The sequence below is a fragment of the Enterobacter sp. PL_is511 genome, from assembly GCF_055816065.1.
Map to the genome: position 1 here is coordinate 95,997 of NZ_JBVPGP010000014.1, position 22,292 is coordinate 118,288.

The following is a 22,292-nucleotide window of genomic DNA, read 5'->3' on the forward strand; positions in this document are numbered from 1 at the left end:
TGGGAGAGGGTCGAGGTTAGGGCATCAGGCCGCACAAAACCTAAACTCCGTACCCCATCATCTTCAACAGCTGCTGTGCATGCTGTACCGCATCCTGACGATGCGCCACGCCCAGCTTCTGGTACAGGTTGCGGATATGCGTTTTGATGGTGGTCGCCGCCACCGCAAGCTCACCGGCAATCTGCTCATTGCTGTAACCTGAATAGATCAGCCCCAGAACCTGCCATTCGCGCTGGGTGAGCGGGCTGGTGCGAATAAGCTCCGGCACTTCCGGGTGGTTCAGCAGACGTTCAACGAAGTTCTCATCAAAGTGCGCGAACTTGTGCCGATGATGCTGGTTAATCTCGCGCAGAATACGCTGGGCGCGATGTTGATCTAGCTCCGGCAGCGTGTTGAGCTGAATAAGCTGACGCAGCTGCTGCGCCATCACTTCACCTTCAATCACAAAGTGGCTGATAAACCCGGTGCGGTTAGCCAGTTGCAGCGCCTCCAGCAGCACGCGCTGGGCATCATTTTTACGACCCGCCTGCCAGTAGAGCTGGTTCTGCAGCAGCAGGTTGCGGTTCAGGTCGCTCATCAGGCGCAGGCTGCGCGCGTTCTCGTTCAGCTCTTCCAGGACAATCTCTGCGGGCTCTAAATCACCGAGCAGGATCTGCGCGCGGGCAATGTTGCGCCACTGGCTCTGCAGGAAGTGGTTGTTAGCAAATTCCGGTTTTGGCGTCTGACGCAGCCAGTTGGCGGCGGATTTTTTATCGCCGGTCATCTGCCAGTAAATCACCCGAACCTTATCGGCGTTCGATACCCAGTCGCTATGATACTGGCCGTTGCCGAGCAGGTTCTCCAGGCGGTTCAGATGGTTGCGGGCGTTATCGAGATCGCCGCGCGCCAGCGAGCACTGCACCAGCAGCGCCAGGCACTGCAGCTGCTGCTGCGGCTGGAAGCTGGAGAGCACGTCTACACCCTGACGGGCGCAGCTTTCTGCTTCATCCAGACGCGACCATGCCCACAGCAGCTGAGCGCGAATACGCAACAGGAACTCGTGCATCGGCAGCTGTTCCAGATGCTGTTCACGAATCAGCTGGAACGCTTTTTCCTGGTTTTCCCAGGCGGCCTGCAGGAACCCCTGCGCGAATAAAATCTCACTCTGTTGGATCAGGCTCCACAGCGCGTAGTGCCAGACATCATGACGACGCGCCATCTGCTCGGTTTGCTGCATCAGTGAAAGTGAACGCGTGAGATCGCCTTTGCAGTGCAGCACTTCGCCGTGCACCGAGGTCGCCACGATGCGGCTGTAGAAGTTAGCCAGCGGCAGTTCATCCAGCGCGACCATCGCCAGCCGTTCAGCTTCGTCCGGGTCGCCGTCGTTAATGGCCACCTGAGCGCGCAGCGCGTTGAACTCGCCGTGCAGGGTGGTATCCATTTCGCTTTCCATCTCCTGCTCGGCGCGCGCCAGCAGGGTGTTCACTTCGCTGTAACGATGCTGGCTCTGCATCAGCCAGGCCTGCAGCAGCACCAGACGCGGGTTCTCCAGCAGGCTTTCCCACGGCAGGGCTTTGAGGGACTCTTCCAGCAGCGTCAGTTCGCTGTGGTTAAACAGGCCCCATGCATGGTTGAGGAGGATATCGCGCAGCATGCTGGCATCACCGGCGGCCAGCGCGTGGTGGATGGCCTCGCTCGGGAAACCTTGTGCCATCCAGCCTTCAGCGGCGGCACGGTGAATCTCCGGGAGTTCAACCGCCATTTCCCACTGACAGCGCTGGCGCAGGAAGCTACCAAACAGCGGGTGATAGCTAAACCACTCGCCCGGATCGTCCATGCGCGTCAGGAAAAGGCCCTGACGTTCAATCTCTTCGAGCTGCAGCTGACCGTTTTCACAGCCCGTCACCCGCACGATGAGCGCATCATTCATGGAACGCAGCAGAGAGCTTTTCAGCAGGAAATTACGCGTCGAGGGATCGACGCTGTCCAGCACCTCGTCCACCAGGTAGTCAGAAAGGTGGCTGGCGTTGATGCCCGCCAGACGCCGCGCAGACTGATGCGCCGGACTGTTGTTTTGCCGGGCAGAGAGGGCGATAAGCTGCAGCGCCGTGGCCCAGCCCGCAACGTCATCACACAGACGGCTGCTTTCGGCGGCCTCAATCGGTGAGGTCAGGCGGCAGTCAAAGAACTGTTTTGCTTCCTGGTGGGTAAAGGCCAACTGCTGGCTGCCCACTTCCAGAAGCTGATCGCGCACGCGCAGGTTGGCAATACCCAGCTGCGGCAGGTTGCGTGACAGCACGACTAAAGTCAGGTTTTCCGGCTGATGGCGCAGGAAGAAACGCATCGATTCATGAATCACCGGGTTAGTGATGAGATGGTAATCATCAATCACCACGTAAAGCGGGCGATGCCATTCGGCCAGTTCGATAAACAGCTGAGAGAAAAGGGAGGACAAGCTGGCATACTGGCGCTTTTGCACCATCATCTCACTGGCGACGCAGTGTCCATGGGTGGCTTGCTGTATGGCAGCAATCAGATAGCTGGCAAAACGCTCTTGCTGGTTATCGCCCTCATCGAGGGAGTACCAGCCAAGATCGCTCTTACCTGCGGCCCATTGCGAAATGAGCGTTGTTTTTCCATAACCTGCAGGGCTCGTAACCAGCGCCAGTCGGAAATTATGCGCGCCGGAAAGTTTAGCCAACAGACGTTCGCGGACCACTGTATGGTCAAGGCGAACCGGGCGACTTAATTTAGACGGAATCAACATAGGTTTCACTTCACTGTGGGGAACGAGAGATTTTATTTTTTTTGCGCTTCGTAATTAATGGATATAAGGTCGGCCAATAAGTTAACTATTGCAAGTTATGTCTGGATTTGGTGGCTGTGAATTTGCACTCTGTCACAAAACATTCAGGAAGAAGATGGAACTTTCTGGAAAGGTCTTTGACGCCGCGTCACTGCTGGCTTGTCTGTACTGGTTACCGCTGCGCTGAAACTGGTTTCAGAAAGGGATAGTGACGTCAAATTTAATATACTGCTGGTAAAGTTAAGGGAGATTAATAATCTCCTTAGCGATTACCCGATTGCAGAAATATTATTCTACGTAAGTAATTATTTCGGTGGGGTTTGATTTCACCCGAAACTGCATTTCATTTCTTTGACATTATCCTCGGTTACTTTTTTATCTTCCGGGCACACTCGAACTATGCTCTGAGAGTGGCCTCGATCACACTTTTCTGCTCATCCCCGCTACTCCTCCCTGTCTAATCCCCCACGGGAGGAGGAAGAGGGGAAATGAGCCAGGCACACTAGCGCCAACTTGTGTTTTCTTTCTAAAGGATGCCGATCCCCTATGTCACAGCCTACCTTCAACAAAGCTCAATTCCAGGCTGCCCTGACGCGTCAGTGGCAGCGTTTTGGCCTTCATGCTGCAAACGAAATGACGCCTCACCAGTGGTGGCAGGCAGTGAGCGGTGCGCTCGCAGAGCAGCTGGATGCTCAACCCCTGGCAAAACCGGTAAAAGGCCAGCGCCATGTAAACTACATTTCAATGGAGTTCCTGATTGGCCGTCTGACGGGCAACAACCTGTTGAACCTCGGCTGGTATCAGGAAGTCGGTGATGTGCTGAAAGAGCACGACATTAACCTGACCGACCTGCTGGAAGAAGAGATTGACCCGGCGCTGGGCAACGGCGGCCTGGGACGTCTGGCGGCCTGTTTCCTGGACTCCATGGCGACAGTCGGCCAGTCGGCGATTGGCTACGGCCTGAACTACCAGTACGGCCTGTTCCGTCAGTCGTTTGCCGACGGACATCAGATGGAAGCACCGGACGACTGGCATCGCAATACCTATCCGTGGTTCCGTCACAACGCGCAGCTGGATGTGCAGGTTGGCATTGGCGGGAAAGTGACAAAGCAGGGGCTCTGGGAGCCAGCGTTTACCATCACCGGTGAAGCCTGGGATCTGCCGGTGCTTGGCTACCGTAACGGCGTGGCGCAGCCGCTGCGTCTGTGGCAGGCGAAGCACGCCCATCCGTTTAACCTGACCAAATTCAACGACGGCGATTTCTTGCGCGCCGAGCAGCAGGGTATCGACGCCGAGAAGCTGACCAAAGTCCTCTATCCGAACGACAACCACCTGGCCGGTAAAAAGCTGCGCCTGATGCAGCAGTACTTCCAGTGCGCCTGCTCCGTGGCGGATATTCTGCGTCGCCATCACCTGGCGGGCCGCAAGCTGGCGCAGCTGCCGGACTTCGAAGTGATTCAGCTCAACGACACGCACCCGACGATTGCGATCCCGGAACTGCTGCGCGTGCTGATCGACGAGCATCAGCTGAGCTGGGATGACGCCTGGGCCATCACCAGCCGTACCTTTGCCTACACGAACCACACCCTAATGCCGGAAGCGCTCGAGTGCTGGGATGAGAAGCTGGTGAAAGCGCTGCTGCCGCGCCACATGCAGATCATCAACAAGATTAACGACCAGTTTAAAAAGCTCGTGGATAAAACCTGGCCGGGCAACAAAGCGGTCTGGGCGAAGCTGGCGGTGGTTCACGATAAGCAGGTGCGCATGGCAAACATGTGCGTAGTCAGCGGCTTTGCGGTGAACGGCGTGGCGGCGCTACACTCGGATCTGGTGGTGAAAGATCTGTTCCCTGAATACCACCAGCTGTGGCCAACCAAATTCCACAACGTGACCAACGGCATCACGCCGCGTCGCTGGATCAAGCAGTGCAACCCGCTGCTGGCCGGCCTGCTGGACAAGACCCTGAAGAAAGAGTGGGCCAACGATCTGGACCAGCTCATCAACCTGGAAAAACAGGCCGACGACGCGAAATTCCGCGAGCAGTACCGTGCGATCAAGCTGGAGAACAAGGTTCGCCTGGCGGAGTTCGTGAAAATGCGTACCGGGATTGAGATCAACCCGAATGCGATTTTCGATATCCAGATCAAACGTCTGCACGAGTACAAACGCCAGCACCTGAACCTGCTGCACATTCTGGCGCTATACAAAGAGATCCGCGAGAACCCGCAGGCCGACCGCGTGCCGCGCGTGTTCCTGTTCGGTGCGAAAGCGGCGCCGGGCTACTACCTGGCGAAAAACATCATCCTCGCCATCAATAAAGTGGCGGCGGCGATCAACAGCGATCCGAAAGTGGGCGACAAGCTGAAGGTGGTGTTCCTGCCGGATTACTGCGTCTCGGCGGCTGAAATGCTGATCCCGGCGGCGGATATCTCCGAGCAGATCTCTACCGCAGGGAAAGAAGCGTCCGGTACCGGCAACATGAAGCTGGCGCTGAACGGCGCGCTTACCGTCGGTACGCTCGACGGGGCCAACGTCGAAATCGCCGAGAAGGTGGGGGAAGAGAATATCTTTATCTTCGGCCATACCGTGGAAGAGGTGAAAGCCATCAAGGCCAAAGGCTATGACCCGGTGAAATGGCGTAAGAAAGACAAAGTGCTTGATGCGGTGCTGAAGGAGCTGGAAAGCGGTAAATACAGCGACGGCGACAAGCACGCGTTTGACCAGATGCTGCACAGCATGGACAAACACGGCGGTGACCCGTATCTGGTGATGGCGGACTTCACGGCCTATGTCGAAGCGCAAAAGCAGGTCGACGTGCTCTATCGCGATCAGGAGGCGTGGACCCGGGCGTGCATCCTGAACACCGCCCGCTGCGGTATGTTCAGCTCTGACCGTTCAATCCGTGATTATCAGGCCCGTATCTGGCAGGCAAAACGCTAAGGAAGCGCGATGGAGAGTAAACGTCTGGACAGCGCCGCGCAGGCGGCGGGGATCAGCCTCAGTTACATTAATGCTCACGGCAAACCGCAGTCTATTGGCGCCGACACCAAAAGACGTTTGCTGGACGCTATGCACAAAACCGACGCGAAAGCGTCGGGTGCGCCGGTGCCGAACGTGAAGGTATTCACCGCAGGCAAAAAGATGCCGCTGGCGGTGGAGGGGCGCGGCGAGTTTAGCTGGCTGCTGACCACCGAAGAGGGGCATCAGCACAAAGGTCACGCCACCGGCGGCAAAACGTTAAACCTTCCGGCGAAGCTGCCGGAGGGCTATCACACCCTCACGCTCACCCAGGACGATCGGCGTTTCCACTGCCGGGTGATCGTCGCGCCAAAACGCTGCTACGAGCCGCAGGCGCTGCTTGAAGGCAAAAAGCTGTGGGGCGCCTGCGTGCAGCTCTACACCCTGCGTTCCGACAGCAACTGGGGCATCGGTGATTTTGGCGATCTGAAGAACATGCTGGCATCCGTGGGCGAGCGCGGCGGCGCGTTTATCGGCCTCAACCCGATCCACGCGCTTTATCCCGCCAACCCGGAGAGCGCCAGCCCGTATAGCCCGTCGTCCCGTCGCTGGCTGAACGTGATTTATATCGACGTTAACGCCTTAGATGACTTCAAAAACAGCAAAGAGGCGCAGGCGTGGTGGAAACTTAGCACCACGCAGCAGGCACTGAAGCAGGCGCGCGACGCAGACTGGGTGGACTATTCCACCGTCACGGCGCTGAAAATGGCCGCGCTGCGCCTGGCGTGGAAAGGCTTTTCGCAGCGTGACGACGAGCAGATGGCCGCGTTCCGTCAGTTTGTGACGCAGGAGGGCGAGAGCCTGTACTGGCAGGCGGCGTTTGATGCGCTGCACGCGTATCAGGTGAAAGAGGACGAAATGCGCTGGGGCTGGCCGGTCTGGCCTGAAGCGTATCAATCCGTCGACACGCCGGACGTGAAAGCGTTCTGTAAAAAATATGCCGATGAAGTGGACTTCTACCTGTGGCTGCAGTGGCTGGCGTACAGCCAGTTTGCCGCCTGCTGGCAGGTGAGCCAGGGCTATAAAATGCCGATTGGCCTGTACCGTGACCTGGCCGTGGGCGTGGCGGAAGGCGGCGCGGAAACCTGGTGCGACCGTGAGCTGTACTGCCTGAAGGCCTCCGTGGGGGCACCACCGGATATCCTGGGCCCGCTGGGCCAGAACTGGGGATTACCGCCGATGGATCCGCACGTCATGGCGGCGCGCGCCTACGAGCCGTTCATCGACCTGCTGCGCGCGAACATGCAGAACTGCGGCGCGTTGCGTATCGACCACGTGATGTCCGTGCTGCGCCTGTGGTGGATCCCGTACGGTGAAACGGCGGATCACGGGGCGTACGTGCAGTACCCGGTTGACGATCTGCTGTCGATCCTGGCGCTGGAAAGCAAGCGTCACCAGTGCATGGTGATCGGTGAAGATCTCGGTACCGTGCCGGTGGAAATTGTCAGCAAGCTCCGCGACAGCGGCGTCTACTCCTATAAAGTGCTCTATTTTGAAAACGACCATGAGAAAACCTTCCGCGCGCCGCAAGCGTACCCTGAACAGTCAATGGCAGTCGCGACGACGCATGACCTTCCTACGCTTCGTGGCTATTGGGAAAGCGGCGATCTGACCCTTGGCAAAACGCTGGGCCTGTATCCTGACGAAGAGGTGTTACGCGGTCTTTATCAGGATCGCGAGCTCTCCAAACAGGGGCTGCTGGATGCGCTGCATAAGCATGGCTGTCTGCCGAAGCGCGCCGGGCATAAAGCGTCGCTGATGGCGATGACTGCGACACTCAACCGCGGTTTGCAGCGCTATATTGCCGACAGCAATAGCGCCCTGCTGGGCCTGCAGCCGGAAGACTGGATTGATATGGCGGAGCCGGTGAACATTCCGGGCACCAGCTATCAGTACAAGAACTGGCGTCGTAAGCTGTCCACCACGCTTGAGGCGATGTTTGCCAATGACGGGGTGAACAGGCTGATCAAGGATTTGGATAAGCGGCGAAAAGCAGCCGGTAAGAAGTGATAAAAAACCCGCCAGTGGCGGGTTTTTTATTGCCCGGTGGCGCTGCGCTTACCGGGCCTACATGTATCGAGTAGGTCGGGTAAGGCGAAGCCGCCACCCGACTTATGGCATCAGACCACCATATTGAGCAGCAGCACCCCGACCAGACCGCACACCGAAATAATGGTTTCCAGCGCGGACCAGGACTTGATGGTTTCACCGATCGTCAGGTTGAAGTACTCCTTGAACAGCCAGAAGCCCGGGTCGTTAACGTGAGAGAAAATCACGCTACCGGAACCGACGGCGATAACCATCAGCTCAGGGCTCACGCCCGTGGTGGCAATCAGCGGAGCAACGATACCGCCTGCGGTAATCGCCGCAACGGTCGCAGAGCCCAGGGCAATACGCAGCACGGCAGCGATAGACCAGGCCATCAGGAGCGGCGACACGTTGGTTTCATGCATCATGGCCGCGATGTATTTGTCCACGCCGCTGTCGACCAGAACCTGCTTGAATGCACCGCCACCGCCGATGATCAGGAGCATCATGGCAATGATTTTGATGGAAGAGGTCAGCGTGTCGTTGATCTGATCCATTGAACGGCCGCGATTAAGACCGAAGGTGAACATCGCGATCAGCACTGCGATCAGCGTTGCCATCACCGGGTCACCCAGGAATTCCGCAACGGACAGGAACGCATGACCTTTCGGCAGGATCATCTCTGCCACGGCACGCATTGCCATCAGGATCACCGGTACCAGAGAGGTCCAGACGCTGACGCCAAAACCAGGCATCTCTTCTTCGGTGAAGGTTTTGGCGCTGTACAGACCTTCCGGGATTGGCTTATCAATGCCCTTCAGGAAGCGGGCATAAACCGGGCCTGCCAGAATCACCGTCGGGATCGCCAGAATCGTACCGAACAGCAGGGTTTTACCCATATCCGCGTGGAAGATGGTCGCGATAGCGGTTGGACCCGGGTGCGGCGGCAGGAAGCCGTGGGTCACGGACAGCGCCGCAGCCATCGGCACACCAACATACAGCAGCGGGATGCTCGCGGCAGCCGCGATGGTGAACACCAGCGGCAGCATCAGCACGAAGCCCACTTCATAGAACAGCGCGAAACCGACGGTAAAACCGGTTAACACCACTGCCCATTGAATATTCTTCTTACCAAATTTGTCGATAAGCGTGGTAGCAATACGCTGGGCGCCACCACAGTCCGCCAGCATTTTACCGAGCATAGCGCCGAAGCCCATGATCAACGCCAGGCTGCCGAGCGTGCCGCCGACACCGGCTTTGATGGAACTGATAACTTTAACCAGCGGCATACCCTGCATCAGACCGACTGCAAGTGCCACCAGAACCAGAGCGATAAATCCGTTCATTTTGAAACGGATCATCAAGAGCAGTAATAACACAACACCGATAGCAACGATGACTAATGGCATGATTTACCTGGCCTTTGAATTGTTATGGGTAACGTCATTGTTTCAACGACACATTCCGATTGTCCCAACTGGGAACAGAGAAGTAACGGCACTAATACTGATGCCTTGGAAACCATTAAGTTTAGTCGGCTGTTATGAGTGTGCTTAGTGCCCATGAGAATGATACGGGTAACATGACGTGATTGAGAATCACCCTGGCAGGCAAAATGTGAATTATGAGACGCAGGTCAACATATAGAGGGGAACGAAGAGGGGGGGCAGGGTTTTGTAGGCCCGGTAAGCGCAGCGCCACCGGGCAATACAGACGGGCACTGAATCAGTAGTAGGAGTGCTCGCCGCGCTGGTGTTCGGTCAGGTCACGCACGCCTTTCAGTTCCGGGAACTCGTTCAGCAGCTGCTTCTCGATCCCTTCTTTCAGGGTGACATCGACCATTGAACAACCGTTACAACCGCCGCCAAACTGCAGAATGGCAAAACCTTCGTCGGTGATTTCCATCAGGGAAACACGGCCGCCGTGGCCCGCCAGCTGTGGGTTGATCTGGGATTGCAGCAGATACTCGACGCGCTCCATCAGCGGGGCATCGTCAGACACTTTACGCATTTTCGCGTTCGGCGCTTTCAGGGTCAGCTGAGAACCCAGCTGATCGGTGACGAAGTCGATCTCCGCATCTTCAAGATACGGTGCGCTCAGCTCATCAACATAGGCGGTGAGCTGTTCAAATTTAAGGGCAGTGTCGGTGGCTTCCACAGCGTCCGGAGGACAATAAGAAACACCACATTCTGCATTCGGAGTGCCTGGATTAATCACAAACACGCGGATCTGCGTCCCTTCTTCCTGATTTGCCAGCAGTTTGGCAAAGTGCGCTTGTGCAGAATCGGAAATACGGATCATAGCTTTGGCCTAATAGTTGACTAAATTACCTGGGTATAATCATACGCCCATTGAAGAAGGGCTACAAGGTACGGCACAGACACCATACCTGAACCGACGCGGCGCCGCTTCGCAAAAGCAGTCGGGAAAGTTCAGCAACGGTACTGCCCGTGGTGACGACATCATCCACAATCGCGATATGGAGACCGTCGACCGGTAATTCAAGGCGAAAGGCATTTTTGAGATTTCTTTTGCGAAGCCGCGCGCTGAGCTGATGCTGGATGGCGGTGGCATGAACACGCGTCAGCGCGCTGGCATCATACCGACAGCCGAGCCACCGGGCGAGGGGACGGCAGATCAGGTCACTCTGGTTATAGCCGCGCCGCCAGTGCCGATGTCGGTATAAGGGGACATTCACCACCCTGTCAATTTTCGGCAGTGCGCGATGACGCCGTGCCTGCAAAACCGCCAGCAATAGCAGGCGGGCAAGGGGCGGTGCAAGCGAGCTCTGCCCGGAAAACTTCAGCGCGTGAATCAGCCTGCTCAGCGGTGGAACATAATCATCCACGGCCACCAGCGCGCTCCACGGCGGGGATTTCTTCAGGCAGCGGCCGCAGGGCAAAGAGGAATTTGTGGCCGGTAAACCACATTGTGGACAGATCCCGATACGCCATTCCAGCGAACGCGTACAGACGGAGCAGACGCCCCACCCGCTGAGCGCCAGCGGCATTCGGCATAGCCAGCACAACCCAGGTACTGTTAGCATGTGCAACCTCCATGTGAAAAAAGAGAACAGTAACTGATGAAGACGCTGTGGTGGCAGACTGTAGGGACAGGAAATTGCCATCTTGTGCTGCTGCACGGATGGGGCCTGAATGCGGAGATATGGCATTGCATACGTGAGGAACTCGCCTCGCATTTCACACTGCATCTGGTAGATTTACCCGGCTTTGGCCGCAGCCGCGGATATGGCGCGTTGTCGCTTGATGAGATGGCGCAGCAGGTTCTGGACGCCGCGCCGCAAAACGCTGTCTGGCTGGGCTGGAGCCTGGGCGGGCTGGTGGCGAGCCAGGTTGCGCTGTCGCGACCAGACCGCGTACAAGCGCTGGTGACGGTGGCGTCGTCGCCCTGTTTTAGCGCGCAGGACGCGTGGCCGGGGATAAAACCCGAGGTACTGGCGGGATTCCAGCAGCAGCTGAGCGAAGATTTCCAGCGGACCGTAGAGCGCTTCCTCGCCCTGCAGACGATGGGAACTGAAACCGCCCGTAAGGATGCCCGCACGCTGAAGCAGACCGTGCTGTCGCTGCCGATGCCGGAGGTTGAGGTGCTTAATGGCGGTCTTGAGCTCCTGAAAACCGTTGATCTGCGCGAGCCGCTGGCCGCCCTGACGCTGCCGCACCTGCGTATCTACGGTTACCTCGACGGAATTGTGCCGCGCAAGGTGGTTCCACTCCTGGATTCACTTTGGCCGAACAGCGAATCGCAGATCGTTGCCAAAGCTGCACATGCCCCGTTCATCTCTCATCCGGCGGAGTTTTGTTCAGCGCTCATTGCGTTAAGTCAACGTTTCGACTGATTATTTTCTATCCAGCCTGGAAAAAGTTACACACCGCAACCATACTCCAGATGTCGTTGCGGTTGTTCTGCTTACGATAATCAAAACAACAATCCTATGGAGAGTCAGGTTATGAAACTTGTTACAGGTATTGTCACTTCTCTGGTTATTGGGTCACTTTCATTTGGCGTCTTTGCGGCAAAAGAGCTGGAAAAAGATAAAGTTGCCGGCATGAATCTGACCAAAGTTGGTGAGATCTCTACGTCTGATACTACCGCGCCGATGGATGCTCGCAGAGAGCTGTCGAAGAAAGCGGATGAACTGGGTGGGACGTACTACGTGGTAACCAGTGCAAACAAAGACACGAAGAACGTACGCGCAACGGCGGACGTCTACAAGTAATACGATAAAGCCGGGCAGCGATGCCTGGCTTTACTAGCGCAGTGCCCACCACTCCCTGAGGCAGGCCTTTCCTTCCGGACAGCTTTTACAACTGCCGGAGAGACAGCCGTCCGCGTCTTCCTGAATCCGCACGGCTTTCCCCATGGCTTCCAGTCTTTCCAGCATGGCATCGATCATCGGCTGCGGCGTATGCAGGCTGAGGCTCAACTGTTTCGCCTCCATCCGCCCCTGTAGCGCTAGCAGGTCACGAACCTGAATCAACGATGCCATGTGGTGTACTCCTTAGTGGCAGTCGCCCGCCGGGCTGTTGCAGCAGGTCGCGGCGGTTTTACGGTTTGCCAGCAGGTCGATATCGACACGGCTGCGTGCCCGCCGCAGCAGACCGAGCACTACCACGTTAAACAGCACAACCGCGAGAATGCAGACCAGACTGTAGCGCGGATGCTGACTGAAGTTAACGGTTTGATAAAAGAGCGTCGACAGCGAGTACGCAATATTTAACCCCCACAGGATGGAGAAGCCCATCCAGCCGCGGCTGGACTCGCGGGCAATCGCCCCCATCACGGAGATGCACGGAATATAGAGCAGAACGAAGATAAGGTAGCTGTAGGCCGCGGACGCGCTGCCAAATTTCTCGCCCATCACGCCCATGGCACCCGTCGCCATTTCGCCGTCGCCTTTGCTGGCCTCAATCGGGTTCGCCAGCACGCTCAGGCTGAAGGTGTCCTTCAGGCTCTGCCAGGTTTCCTCTACGGCACCCAGCAGCTCATGACCGAGATGAAACTCTGCTGGATTAAATTCCTTTTCCTGAATGTTCTCAGCGGTGTAAAGCGTGTTCAGGGTGCCGACAACCACCTCTTTCGCCATCGCACCGGTGAACAGCCCGACGGTTGCCTGCCAGTTATCCTCATGCACGCCAATCGGTTTGAAGACCGGCGTGATGACGCGGCTGACGGAAGCGAGGGCAGAGTCGTTGATGTTATCTGCCGCCTGCCCGCTGAGGGTGAAGCTGTTCAGCGCGCTCAGGAAAATGCTGACGATGACAATTACTTTACCGGCGCGCAGCACAAAGCCTTTCAGGCGCTGCCAGGTCTGGATCGCCAGGCTTTTCAGATGCGGCACGTGATACACCGGCAGCTCCATCACAAACGGTGACGCTTCACCTCGCATGATGGTGTGCTTCAGCATCAGACCGGTGAGGATCGCCATCACGATGCCCAGCACATACAGCGAGAAGACCGCCAGCGCGCCCTGCTGGCCAAAGAAGGCTGCGGCAAAGACCGCAAAGATTGCCAGGCGGGCACCGCAGGACATAAACGGCGCCATCATAATGGTCATCAGACGTTCACGCGGTGCATCCAGGGTGCGCGCGCCCATCACCGACGGCACGTTACAGCCGAAGCCGACAATCAGCGGGACGAAGGATTTACCCGGCAGACCCAGCGCCTGCATCAGACGATCCATCACGAACGCGGCGCGCGCCATGTAGCCGGAATCTTCCAGGAACGAGAGGAACAGGTACATCATGCCGATCTGCGGCACCAGCGGCAGAACGGTGTTGATACCGCCGCCGATCCCCTGCGCGAGGAAGATGGTGAGCCATTCCGGGAAGTGCAGGGTATAACCCACCCACTGGATCCCGTGGACGAAGACCGCGACGGAACCGGCGTCAAAAATCGGCTGCAGCGCGCCACCGATGTTAATGGCGAGCAGGAACATCACGTACATCACCAGCAGGAAGATGGGCAAACCGAGGAAGCGGTTAAGCACAATCTTATCCACCGCCGCCGTAAAGCGGCTGGGTTCTGCCGTCAGGGCGTTACTGACCACGTCGCAGATTGAGGCGATGGCCTGGTAACGGGCATCGGCGATGTGCAGCGCCGGGTCGTCCAGCTCGTCGCTAAGCCGGGCCACCGTCACGTCCAGCTTATCGGCCGCATGCCCGGCGTAAGCGCGGCTGTAGATATCCCCTTCCAGCATCTGCAGTCCAAGCCACAGGCGCTGTTTCGCAGGCATGCTGTTGTCCATCTCCTGCGCCAGCACGTTGGCTTCACGCAGGAGAGGCTGCGCGTAATGCACCAGCTCAATGTCGCGATTACCCGCGTGACGGTCAATGGCCAGCTTCAGCGCATCAATACCGCGCGCGCGCGTCGAGACCAGCGGAACCACCGGGCACCCCAGGCGCGCGGAGAGGGCATCGACGTCGATGCGCAGCTTTTGTTTCTCTGCGATATCGAGCATGTTGAGCGCCACGATGCAGGGAATCCCCAGCTCCAGCAGCTGCAGCGTCAGATAAAGGTTACGCTCGAGATTGGAGGCGTCGACCACGTTGATCAGCAGGTCCGCGTCGCCGCCAAGAATATAGTGGCAGGCAATCTGCTCATCGAGCGAGGTTTGCGACGAAATGGTGGTTAAGGAGTAGGTGCCGGGAAGGTCGACCAGCGTTACCTGATTGTCCGTTGTCGTGAACTGGCCCTCTTTACGCTCAACCGTCACGCCCGCCCAGTTGCCCACGCGCTGGCGGGCTCCAGTCAGCTGGTTAAAAAGCGTAGTCTTGCCGGAATTAGGATTGCCAATTAAGCCAATAGTTAACTTTTTCATTTTTTTAGACTCACTGAAACCGCTGGCTTGTTATCGGGATAAGGCTTCGACTTCTATTAACGCGAGGTCTTTCTTACGCAGCACCAGATTCACGCGGCGGGTTTCGATATGAACCGGGTCACCTAGCGGCGCCACACGCACGACCTGGAATGACGAGCCGGGCAGCATGCCCAGCGACAGCAGCTTTTGCCGATAGGCCGGGCTAATTTCGCGGGTAAAACCGATAATCTTCCATGCACTGTCTGGAGTGAATTGCATAACGCCTGATTCCACGAAAGGTTAAATTATCTACTATGGGATGATAATGAGAATAGTTTTTATCAGCAATATTAAAACTGTGACGGAATGTTGTTTGCGATATTAATTTACGGCCTTTTTGACCTTGCTCAATATTTGCTGAAATGCCTGGAAAACGAAAAGGAGAGGATTTGTTAACGGGGTGATAATTGGTGGTTTAAATATGGATATGCAATCGGTTTCATATATTACGGCACGATATTATTATTATTCCCTCTCCCCTGTGGGGAGAGGGTTAGGGTGAGGGTTTAGCGTTTCTTACCCATCGCTGCCGCCAGCGCATCCATCATCGCGCTATTGCCTGCAGGCTGGGCATCACGTCCGCGCGGTTTTGCCGCTTTCGCGGCTGGACGCTGCTGCTCGCGGCCACCGCCGTTTCCGCCACGGCGCGCGTTGGTGTCACCCGGCTGCTCGTCCAGACGCATGGTCAGGGCGATACGCTTGCGCTGCAGGTCCACTTCCAGCACTTTGACCTTCACGATGTCGCCCGCTTTGACCACGGTGTGCGGGTCTTCAACGAACTTGTCGGCAAGGGAGGAGATATGGACCAGACCGTCCTGATGCACGCCGATATCCACAAACGCGCCAAAGTTGGTGACGTTGGTCACCGCGCCTTCCAGCACCATGCCGGGCAGCAGGTCGTTCATGGTTTCCACGCCGTCAGCAAAGGTCGCCGTTTTGAACTCAGGACGCGGATCGCGGCCCGGCTTTTCCAGCTCTTTGATAATGTCGGTAACGGTTGGGACACCAAATTTGTCATCGGTGAAATCAACGGCTTTCAGATTGCGCAGAGCGCTGCTGTCGCCCATGAGATCTTTCAGCGCCTGCTGGGTGGCGGCCAGAATACGCTCCACCACAGGGTACGCTTCCGGGTGAACGGTGGAGGCATCGAGCGGGTTATCGCCGTGGTTGATGCGGAGGAAGCCCGCGCACTGCTCAAAGGCTTTTGGCCCCAGACGGCTCACCTTCAGCAGCTGCTGACGGTTCTGGAACTGGCCGTTCTCGTCACGCCAGGCGACGATGTTCTGCGCCATCATGCGGGTTAAGCCCGCCACGCGGGTCAGCAGCGGAACGGAGGCGGTGTTCAGGTCAACGCCGACGGCGTTAACGCAGTCTTCCACGACAGCATCCAGCTTGCGCGCCAGCTGCGTCTGGCTCACGTCGTGCTGATACTGGCCCACGCCGATGGATTTCGGGTCGATCTTCACCAGCTCCGCCAGCGGATCCTGCAGGCGGCGAGCGATAGAGACCGCACCGCGCAGGGAAACGTCCAGGTCCGGGAACTCCTGTGCCGCCAGCTCGGATGCGGAATAGACGGATGCCCCCGCTTCGCTGACGATCACTTTCTGCGCCGTCACTTTCGGGAACTGCTTCTGCACGTCGAGGTAGAAACGCTCGGTCTCACGTGAGGCCGTACCGTTGCCGATGGCAACCAGCTCTACGTTGTATTTTTCGCACAGCGCCGCCACTACCACGGCCGCTTTCGCTGCCTGGCCAGTGTGCGGATAAATGGTATCGGTAGCCACCAGCTTGCCGGTGCCGTCAACCACAGCGACTTTTACACCGGTGCGCAGACCCGGATCGAGACCCATGGTGGCGCGCAGGCCAGCAGGAGCGGCCATCAACAGGTCGTGCAGGTTACGGGCGAAGACGTTAATCGCTTCATCTTCGGCACGCTCGCGCACGGTGCCCATCAGCTCGGTTTCGAGGTGCATCAGCACCTTGATGCGCCAGGTCCAGCTCACCACGCCTTTGCGCCAGCTGTCCGCCGGGGCGTTGTTCAGGCGCAGGCCAAGATGGTCGATGATGATCTGCTCGCAGTGGCTCTCTTTCGGCGGCTCGTCAAACTGCGGGTCGGCGTTCAGGGAGAGCTGCAGCACGCCTTCGTTGCGGCCGCGAAACATCGCCAGCGCGCGGTGGGAAGGGGCGGTAGAGATCGGTTCGTGGTGATCGAAGTAGTCGCGGAATTTCGCGCCTTCTTCCTCTTTACCCGCGACGACGGTAGAGACGATGTGGGCATTCTTCCACAGGTAATCACGCACTTTGGCGAGCAGGGCGGCGTCTTCGGCGAAGCGCTCCATCAGAATATAGCGCGCGCCGTCGAGGGCGGCCTTGGTATCCGCTACGCCTTTGTCGGCGTCGATGAATTTCGCCGCTTCGGTATCCGGATCGTGGGATGGTTCGTTCCACAGCAGGTCGGCCAGCGGCTCAAGACCCGCTTCAATCGCAATCTGTCCGCGCGTGCGGCGCTTCGGCTTGTACGGCAGATAGAGGTCTTCGAGTTCGGTTTTGCTCAGGGTGCCATTGATGGCGCTTTCCAGTTCGCTGGTCAGCTTGCCCTGTTCGCCGATGGACTTGAGGATCGCCTGACGACGTTCTTCCAGTTCGCGCAGATAACCGAGACGGGTTTCCAGGTTACGCAGCTGCGTGTCATCCAGACCGCCGGTGACTTCCTTACGATAGCGCGCAATAAATGGCACGGTGTTCCCTTCATCAAGCAGGCGAACGGCAGCTTCTACCTGTTCGGCTCTGGCCTGAATATCACCCGCAATAATGCGGCAGAGCGAATCTTTCATCATGGCTTTATCATCTTGTGGGTCAAAAATCAGGGGATAGTTATACGGGCTGACACGGCAAAATGCCAGCCGGGGAGGGCGCTCTCGGACTATTTTACGTAGACGATCTCATTGACGTACCAGCTGGCTTCGCCGGCTGGGGTCTGCACGACGGCCAGATCGCCCACTTCCTTTTTCAACAGCGCGCGAGCCATCGGCGAGTCGATGGAGATGTAATCCTTACGACCAAAAATTTCATCGTAGCCGACAATGCGAAAGCGCAGGGTGTCACCGTCGTCGTTTTCAATCTCCACCCACGCGCCGAAGAACACTTTGCCCTCCTGCTGCGGGGAGTAATCGACAATTTTGAGATTCTCGAGGCACTTCGTCAGATAGCGAACCCGGCGGTCAATTTCGCGCAGCCGCTTTTTGTTGTACTGGTAGTCAGCGTTTTCGCTGCGATCGCCCAGGCTCGCGGCCCAGGTCACTTTTTTGGTCACCTCAGGACGCTCTTCGCGCCAGAGGTAATCCATCTCTTTTTTGAGCTTCTCATACCCTTCGCGGGTGATCAGGGGCGTTTTCATGGTAAAGCCTTTGCTGCCGGTTTTCTGTCTTGCGCACAATACGTACCACACAGTGTAACAGACAGGATTAATAATGATTTATGTGATGAAATGAGCAGATAAGCTGCTGTTAAATATGCTTTGTAACAATTTCGACTAGAATTTATACCAGAATTAGCTGGTCGAATACGTGCACTTTTTTAGAATACGCTGTTACAAAGACTATCCGAACCTTTGGGAGTACACACAATGCAAGAGAACTACAAAATTCTGGTCGTGGATGACGACATGCGCCTGCGTGCGCTGCTGGAACGTTATCTGACCGAGCAGGGCTTCCAGGTTCGTAGCGTCGCGAACGCTGAGCAGATGGACCGTCTGCTGACCCGTGAATCTTTCCACCTGATGGTTCTCGACCTGATGCTGCCTGGCGAAGACGGGCTTTCTATCTGCCGCCGTCTGCGCAGCCAGAGCAACCCGATGCCGATCATCATGGTGACGGCGAAGGGAGAAGAAGTTGACCGTATCGTGGGCCTCGAAATCGGCGCCGACGACTATATTCCAAAACCGTTTAACCCGCGTGAACTGCTGGCGCGTATTCGCGCTGTCCTTCGCCGTCAGGCGAACGAACTGCCTGGCGCGCCGTCGCAGGAAGAAGCCGTCATCGCCTTCGGCAAGTTCAAGCTGAACCTCGGTACGCGCGAGATGTTCCGTGAAGACGAGCCAATGCCGCTCACCAGCGGCGAGTTTGCGGTCCTGAAAGCGCTGGTCAGCCACCCGCGTGAACCGCTTTCCCGTGACAAGCTGATGAACCTGGCGCGCGGTCGCGAATACTCCGCAATGGAACGCTCCATTGACGTGCAGATCTCCCGCCTGCGCCGCATGGTGGAAGAAGATCCGGCGCACCCTCGTTATATTCAGACCGTATGGGGTCTGGGCTACGTGTTCGTCCCGGACGGCTCTAAAGCATGAGGCGAATGCGCTTCTCGCCGCGTAGCTCGTTTGCCCGCACCCTGTTACTGATCGTCACCCTGCTGTTCGTCAGCCTGGTGACGACCTATCTGGTGGTGCTGAACTTTGCGATCCTGCCGAGCCTCCAGCAGTTTAATAAGGTCCTGGCCTACGAAGTCCGTATGCTGATGACCGATAAACTGCAGCTGGAGGACGGCACGCAGCTCGTCGTTCCCCCGGCGTTTCGCCGTGAAATCTACCGTGAACTGGGCATTTCGCTCTACTCGAATGAAGCGGCGGAAGACGCGGGCCTGCGCTGGGCGCAGCACTATGAATTCCTCAGCCAGCAGATGGCGCAGCAACTGGGTGGCCCGACGGAAGTGCGCGTTGAGGTCAACAAGAGCTCGCCCGTCGTCTGGCTGAAAACCTGGCTGTCACCCAATATCTGGGTGCGCGTCCCGCTGACCGAAATCCATCAGGGCGACTTCTCGCCGCTGTTCCGCTACACCCTGGCGATTATGCTGCTGGCGATAGGCGGCGCGTGGCTATTTATCCGTATACAGAACCGACCGCTGGTCGACCTGGAGCACGCTGCGCTGCAGGTCGGTAAAGGGATTATTCCTCCTCCGCTACGCGAGTATGGAGCCTCGGAAGTCCGCTCGGTGACGCGCGCGTTTAACCATATGGCGGCAGGCGTGAAGCAGCTGGCGGATGACCGTACGCTGCTGATGGCGGGCGTCAGCCATGATCTGCGCACCCCCCTGACGCGTATCCGTCTGGCGACGGAAATGATGGGAGAAGAGGACGGTTATCTTGCCGAGTCCATCAATAAGGACATCGAAGAGTGTAACGCCATCATCGAGCAGTTCATCGACTACCTGCGCACCGGTCAGGAGATGCCGATGGAGATGGCGGATCTGAACGCGGTGCTGGGTGAAGTGGTGGCGGCGGAAAGCGGCTACGAGCGCGAGATCGATACCGACCTTCAGGCGGGCGAGATCCAGGTACGTATGCACCCGCTCTCGATCAAACGTGCGGTCGCCAACATGGTGGTCAACGCGGCGCGCTACGGCAACGGCTGGATTAAGGTCAGCAGCGGGTCTGAACTCAACCGCGCCTGGTTCCAGGTGGAAGACGACGGTCCGGGCATCAAGCCCGAGCAGCGTAAGCATCTGTTCCAGCCGTTTGTGCGCGGTGACAGCGCACGCAGCACCAGCGGAACCGGTTTAGGCCTGGCGATTGTGCAGCGTATTATCGATAACCATAACGGATTGCTGGAGATTGGCACCAGCGAGCGGGGTGGGTTGAGCATTCGCGCCTGGTTGCCGGTACCGGTCACGCGGGGGCAGGTGAAAGAGAGTTAAAAAAAGGGTGGCATTCGCCACCCTTTTTTGTAGGTCGGGTAAGGCGAAGCCGCCACCCGACATGGACTACAGTTTTGGACCCGCACTCACCAGCGCAGCACCCGCCGGAGTATCGGTGTACTTCTCGAAGTTCTCGATAAACAGTTTCGCCAGCGATTCCGCTTTCTCACGCCACTGCTCCGGCGAACCGTACGTATTGCGCGGGTCGAGGATATGCGTATCCACACCCGGCAGCGACGTTGGGATCGCCAGGTCAAACATCGGCAGCGTGAAGGTTTCGGCGTCGTCCAGAGAACCATCCAGAATAGCGTCGATAATCGCGCGGGTATCTTTGATCGAGATACGTTTGCCGGTGCCGTTCCAGCCGGTGTTCACCAGGTATGCCTGCGCGCCGGATGCCTGCATGCGTTTCACCAGCACTTCAGCATACTGCGTCGGGTGCAGCGACAGGAAGGCCGCGCCGAAGCAGGCGGAGAAGGTTGGGGTTGGCTCCGTCACGCCGCGCTCGGTACCCGCCAGCTTGGCGGTGAAACCGGAGAGGAAGTGGTACTGCGTCTGGCTGGCCGTCAGGCGAGACACCGGAGGCAGTACGCCGAACGCATCCGCCGTCAGGAAAATAACCTTCGTGGCATGACCCGCTTTTGACACCGGCTTCACGATATTGTCGATGTGGTAGATCGGGTAAGAGACGCGGGTGTTTTCCGTTTTCGACGCATCGTCGAAGTCGATGGAGCCGTCGGCACGCACGGTGACGTTTTCCAGCAGCGCATCGCGACGGATCGCGTGGAAGATATCCGGCTCGGCCTCTTCAGACAGGCGAATGGTCTTCGCGTAGCAGCCGCCTTCAAAGTTGAATACGCCATCGTCATCCCAGCCGTGTTCGTCATCGCCAATCAGACGACGTTTAGGATCGGTGGACAGAGTCGTTTTCCCGGTGCCGGACAGGCCGAAGAAGACCGCCACGTCGCCTTTTTCACCGACGTTCGCCGAGCAGTGCATGGAGGCAATGCCCCGCAGCGGCAGCAGGTAGTTCATGACCGAGAACATCCCTTTCTTCATTTCGCCGCCGTACCAGGTACCGCCGATCAGCTGGATACGCTCGGTCAGGTTGAAGGCAACAAAGTTTTCGGAGTTCAGACCCTGCTCTTTCCACTGTGGGTTGGTGCATTTCGCGCCGTTCATCACGATGAAATCAGGGGTGAAATCCTGCAGCTCTTCGTCGGTTGGACGAATAAACATGTTTTTCACGAAATGCGCCTGCCAGGCCACTTCGGTGATAAAACGTACGGAGAGACGGGTGTCGGCGTTAGCGCCGCAGAAAGCGTCGACAATAAACAAACGCTTGCCGGAAAGTTGATGGGTGACGAGCCCTTTCAGGTGCTGCCAGGTTTCCGGAGAGAGCGGTTTGTTGTCGTTCTTCCCTTTGCCCTTGTCAGCCCACCACAGCGTATCGCGGGTGGTTTCGTCTCGGACGATATACTTATCTTTCGGCGAACGACCGGTAAAGATACCGGTATCGACGGCGATAGCACCAAGATTCGTCAACACACCACGCTCGTATCCTTCCAGTGCTGGATTGAGCTCTTCCTGATACAGCGTATCGTAGTCGGGGTTGTAGACGATTTCCTGGACGTCGTGAATACCATAAGCCTTGAGATCTTGCGGGGTTAAACCAGTAACACGCATATCACTGCTCCTTAGCCAATATGTACTGCCTGAAATTGTAGGGTTTTTCTGGGGTTGTTTACCGCGACGGGGCTCATAGATTCATGCATCTGGACAAAACCCTTACTAACGGAAAACGCTGCGACTCCAGTCACAGCGCAGGCGGATTATCGCAGGAATCGCTTTTTGGGTGGGGAAAATGTTCCTAAAAGGTTAAAGACTGGTGATTTT

General features: G+C 57.4%; 16 protein-coding genes. 6 read left to right on the forward strand and 10 right to left on the reverse strand.

The window, feature by feature from the left end; translation table 11 throughout:
- Positions 1-40: 40 nt before the first annotated feature.
- Positions 41-2,746 carry an HTH-type transcriptional regulator MalT gene (gene malT / locus AC0TN7_RS02420; RefSeq protein WP_024908893.1) on the reverse strand — a complete coding sequence of 902 codons (2,706 nt, stop codon included), beginning with the start codon at positions 2,744-2,746 and terminating at the stop codon, positions 41-43.
- 585 nt (positions 2,747-3,331) lie between these two features.
- Between malT and malP the strand changes: the two genes are divergently transcribed.
- Together malP and malQ are read left to right on the forward strand one after the other, a co-directional pair.
- A complete protein-coding gene (gene malP / locus AC0TN7_RS02425; protein WP_024908894.1) occupies positions 3,332-5,725 on the forward strand; it encodes a maltodextrin phosphorylase in 2,394 nt (797 codons plus the stop codon).
- A 9-nt stretch (positions 5,726-5,734) separates the two neighbouring features.
- Complete coding sequence (malQ, locus tag AC0TN7_RS02430) at positions 5,735-7,813, forward strand: 4-alpha-glucanotransferase (protein WP_473701810.1); 2,079 nt, start codon at positions 5,735-5,737, stop codon at positions 7,811-7,813.
- 110 nt (positions 7,814-7,923) lie between these two features.
- Here the strand turns inward: malQ and gntT are convergent, their stop codons facing one another.
- The 3 genes from gntT to gntX all read right to left on the reverse strand — a co-directional run bounded on the left by gntT (position 7,924) and on the right by gntX (position 10,877).
- Positions 7,924-9,240 carry a gluconate transporter gene (gntT, locus tag AC0TN7_RS02435; RefSeq protein ID WP_024907902.1) on the reverse strand — a complete coding sequence of 439 codons (1,317 nt, stop codon included), beginning with the start codon at positions 9,238-9,240 and terminating at the stop codon, positions 7,924-7,926.
- Positions 9,241-9,556: 316 nt separating this feature from the next.
- Complete coding sequence (nfuA, locus tag AC0TN7_RS02440; protein ID WP_008503055.1) at positions 9,557-10,132, reverse strand: Fe-S biogenesis protein NfuA; 576 nt, start codon at positions 10,130-10,132, stop codon at positions 9,557-9,559.
- A 61-nt stretch (positions 10,133-10,193) separates the two neighbouring features.
- Entirely contained in the window at positions 10,194-10,877 is a 684-nt protein-coding gene (gene gntX, locus AC0TN7_RS02445) for a DNA utilization protein GntX (RefSeq protein WP_024907903.1), read from the reverse strand.
- 36 nt (positions 10,878-10,913) lie between these two features.
- Here gntX and bioH point away from each other — a divergent pair, with 36 nt between their 5' ends.
- Together bioH and AC0TN7_RS02455 are read left to right on the forward strand one after the other, a co-directional pair.
- Complete coding sequence (gene bioH, locus AC0TN7_RS02450; protein ID WP_024907904.1) at positions 10,914-11,687, forward strand: pimeloyl-ACP methyl ester esterase BioH; 774 nt, start codon at positions 10,914-10,916, stop codon at positions 11,685-11,687.
- A gap of 111 nt (positions 11,688-11,798) precedes the next feature.
- The gene (locus tag AC0TN7_RS02455) at positions 11,799-12,068 is read left to right on the forward strand and encodes a YdgH/BhsA/McbA-like domain containing protein (protein WP_024907905.1); all 270 of its coding nucleotides are present in this window, start codon (positions 11,799-11,801) and stop codon (positions 12,066-12,068) included.
- Positions 12,069-12,101: 33 nt separating this feature from the next.
- Here the strand turns inward: AC0TN7_RS02455 and feoC are convergent, their stop codons facing one another.
- From feoC to greB, 5 genes are all read right to left on the reverse strand, one after another.
- Entirely contained in the window at positions 12,102-12,338 is a 237-nt protein-coding gene (gene feoC, locus AC0TN7_RS02460; RefSeq protein ID WP_024907906.1) for a [Fe-S]-dependent transcriptional repressor FeoC, read from the reverse strand.
- A gap of 12 nt (positions 12,339-12,350) precedes the next feature.
- Complete coding sequence (gene feoB, locus AC0TN7_RS02465; protein WP_024907907.1) at positions 12,351-14,669, reverse strand: Fe(2+) transporter permease subunit FeoB; 2,319 nt, start codon at positions 14,667-14,669, stop codon at positions 12,351-12,353.
- A 30-nt stretch (positions 14,670-14,699) separates the two neighbouring features.
- Positions 14,700-14,927 carry a ferrous iron transporter A gene (gene feoA, locus AC0TN7_RS02470; protein WP_024907908.1) on the reverse strand — a complete coding sequence of 76 codons (228 nt, stop codon included), beginning with the start codon at positions 14,925-14,927 and terminating at the stop codon, positions 14,700-14,702.
- Between the two features lie 287 nt (positions 14,928-15,214).
- Positions 15,215-17,545, reverse strand: a complete 2,331-nt coding sequence (locus tag AC0TN7_RS02475) for a Tex family protein (protein ID WP_024907909.1) — start codon at positions 17,543-17,545, stop codon at positions 15,215-15,217.
- Between the two features lie 86 nt (positions 17,546-17,631).
- Positions 17,632-18,105, reverse strand: a complete 474-nt coding sequence (greB, locus tag AC0TN7_RS02480) for a transcription elongation factor GreB (RefSeq protein WP_014885539.1) — start codon at positions 18,103-18,105, stop codon at positions 17,632-17,634.
- A gap of 228 nt (positions 18,106-18,333) precedes the next feature.
- Between greB and ompR the strand changes: the two genes are divergently transcribed.
- Positions 18,334-19,053: an osmolarity response regulator transcription factor OmpR gene (gene ompR, locus AC0TN7_RS02485; RefSeq protein ID WP_001157751.1), complete on the forward strand. Its 720-nt coding sequence runs from the start codon at positions 18,334-18,336 to the stop codon at positions 19,051-19,053.
- Positions 19,050-20,396 (forward strand): two-component system sensor histidine kinase EnvZ, encoded by a 1,347-nt coding sequence (gene envZ / locus AC0TN7_RS02490; protein WP_023309494.1) that lies wholly within the window; start codon positions 19,050-19,052, stop codon positions 20,394-20,396. Before ompR ends, envZ begins: the two co-directional genes overlap by 4 nt.
- 66 nt (positions 20,397-20,462) lie before the next feature.
- On the opposite strand, the gene pckA is transcribed toward envZ, so the two are convergent.
- Positions 20,463-22,082 (reverse strand): phosphoenolpyruvate carboxykinase (ATP), encoded by a 1,620-nt coding sequence (pckA, locus tag AC0TN7_RS02495; protein WP_023309493.1) that lies wholly within the window; start codon positions 22,080-22,082, stop codon positions 20,463-20,465.
- Positions 22,083-22,292 lie beyond the last annotated feature (210 nt).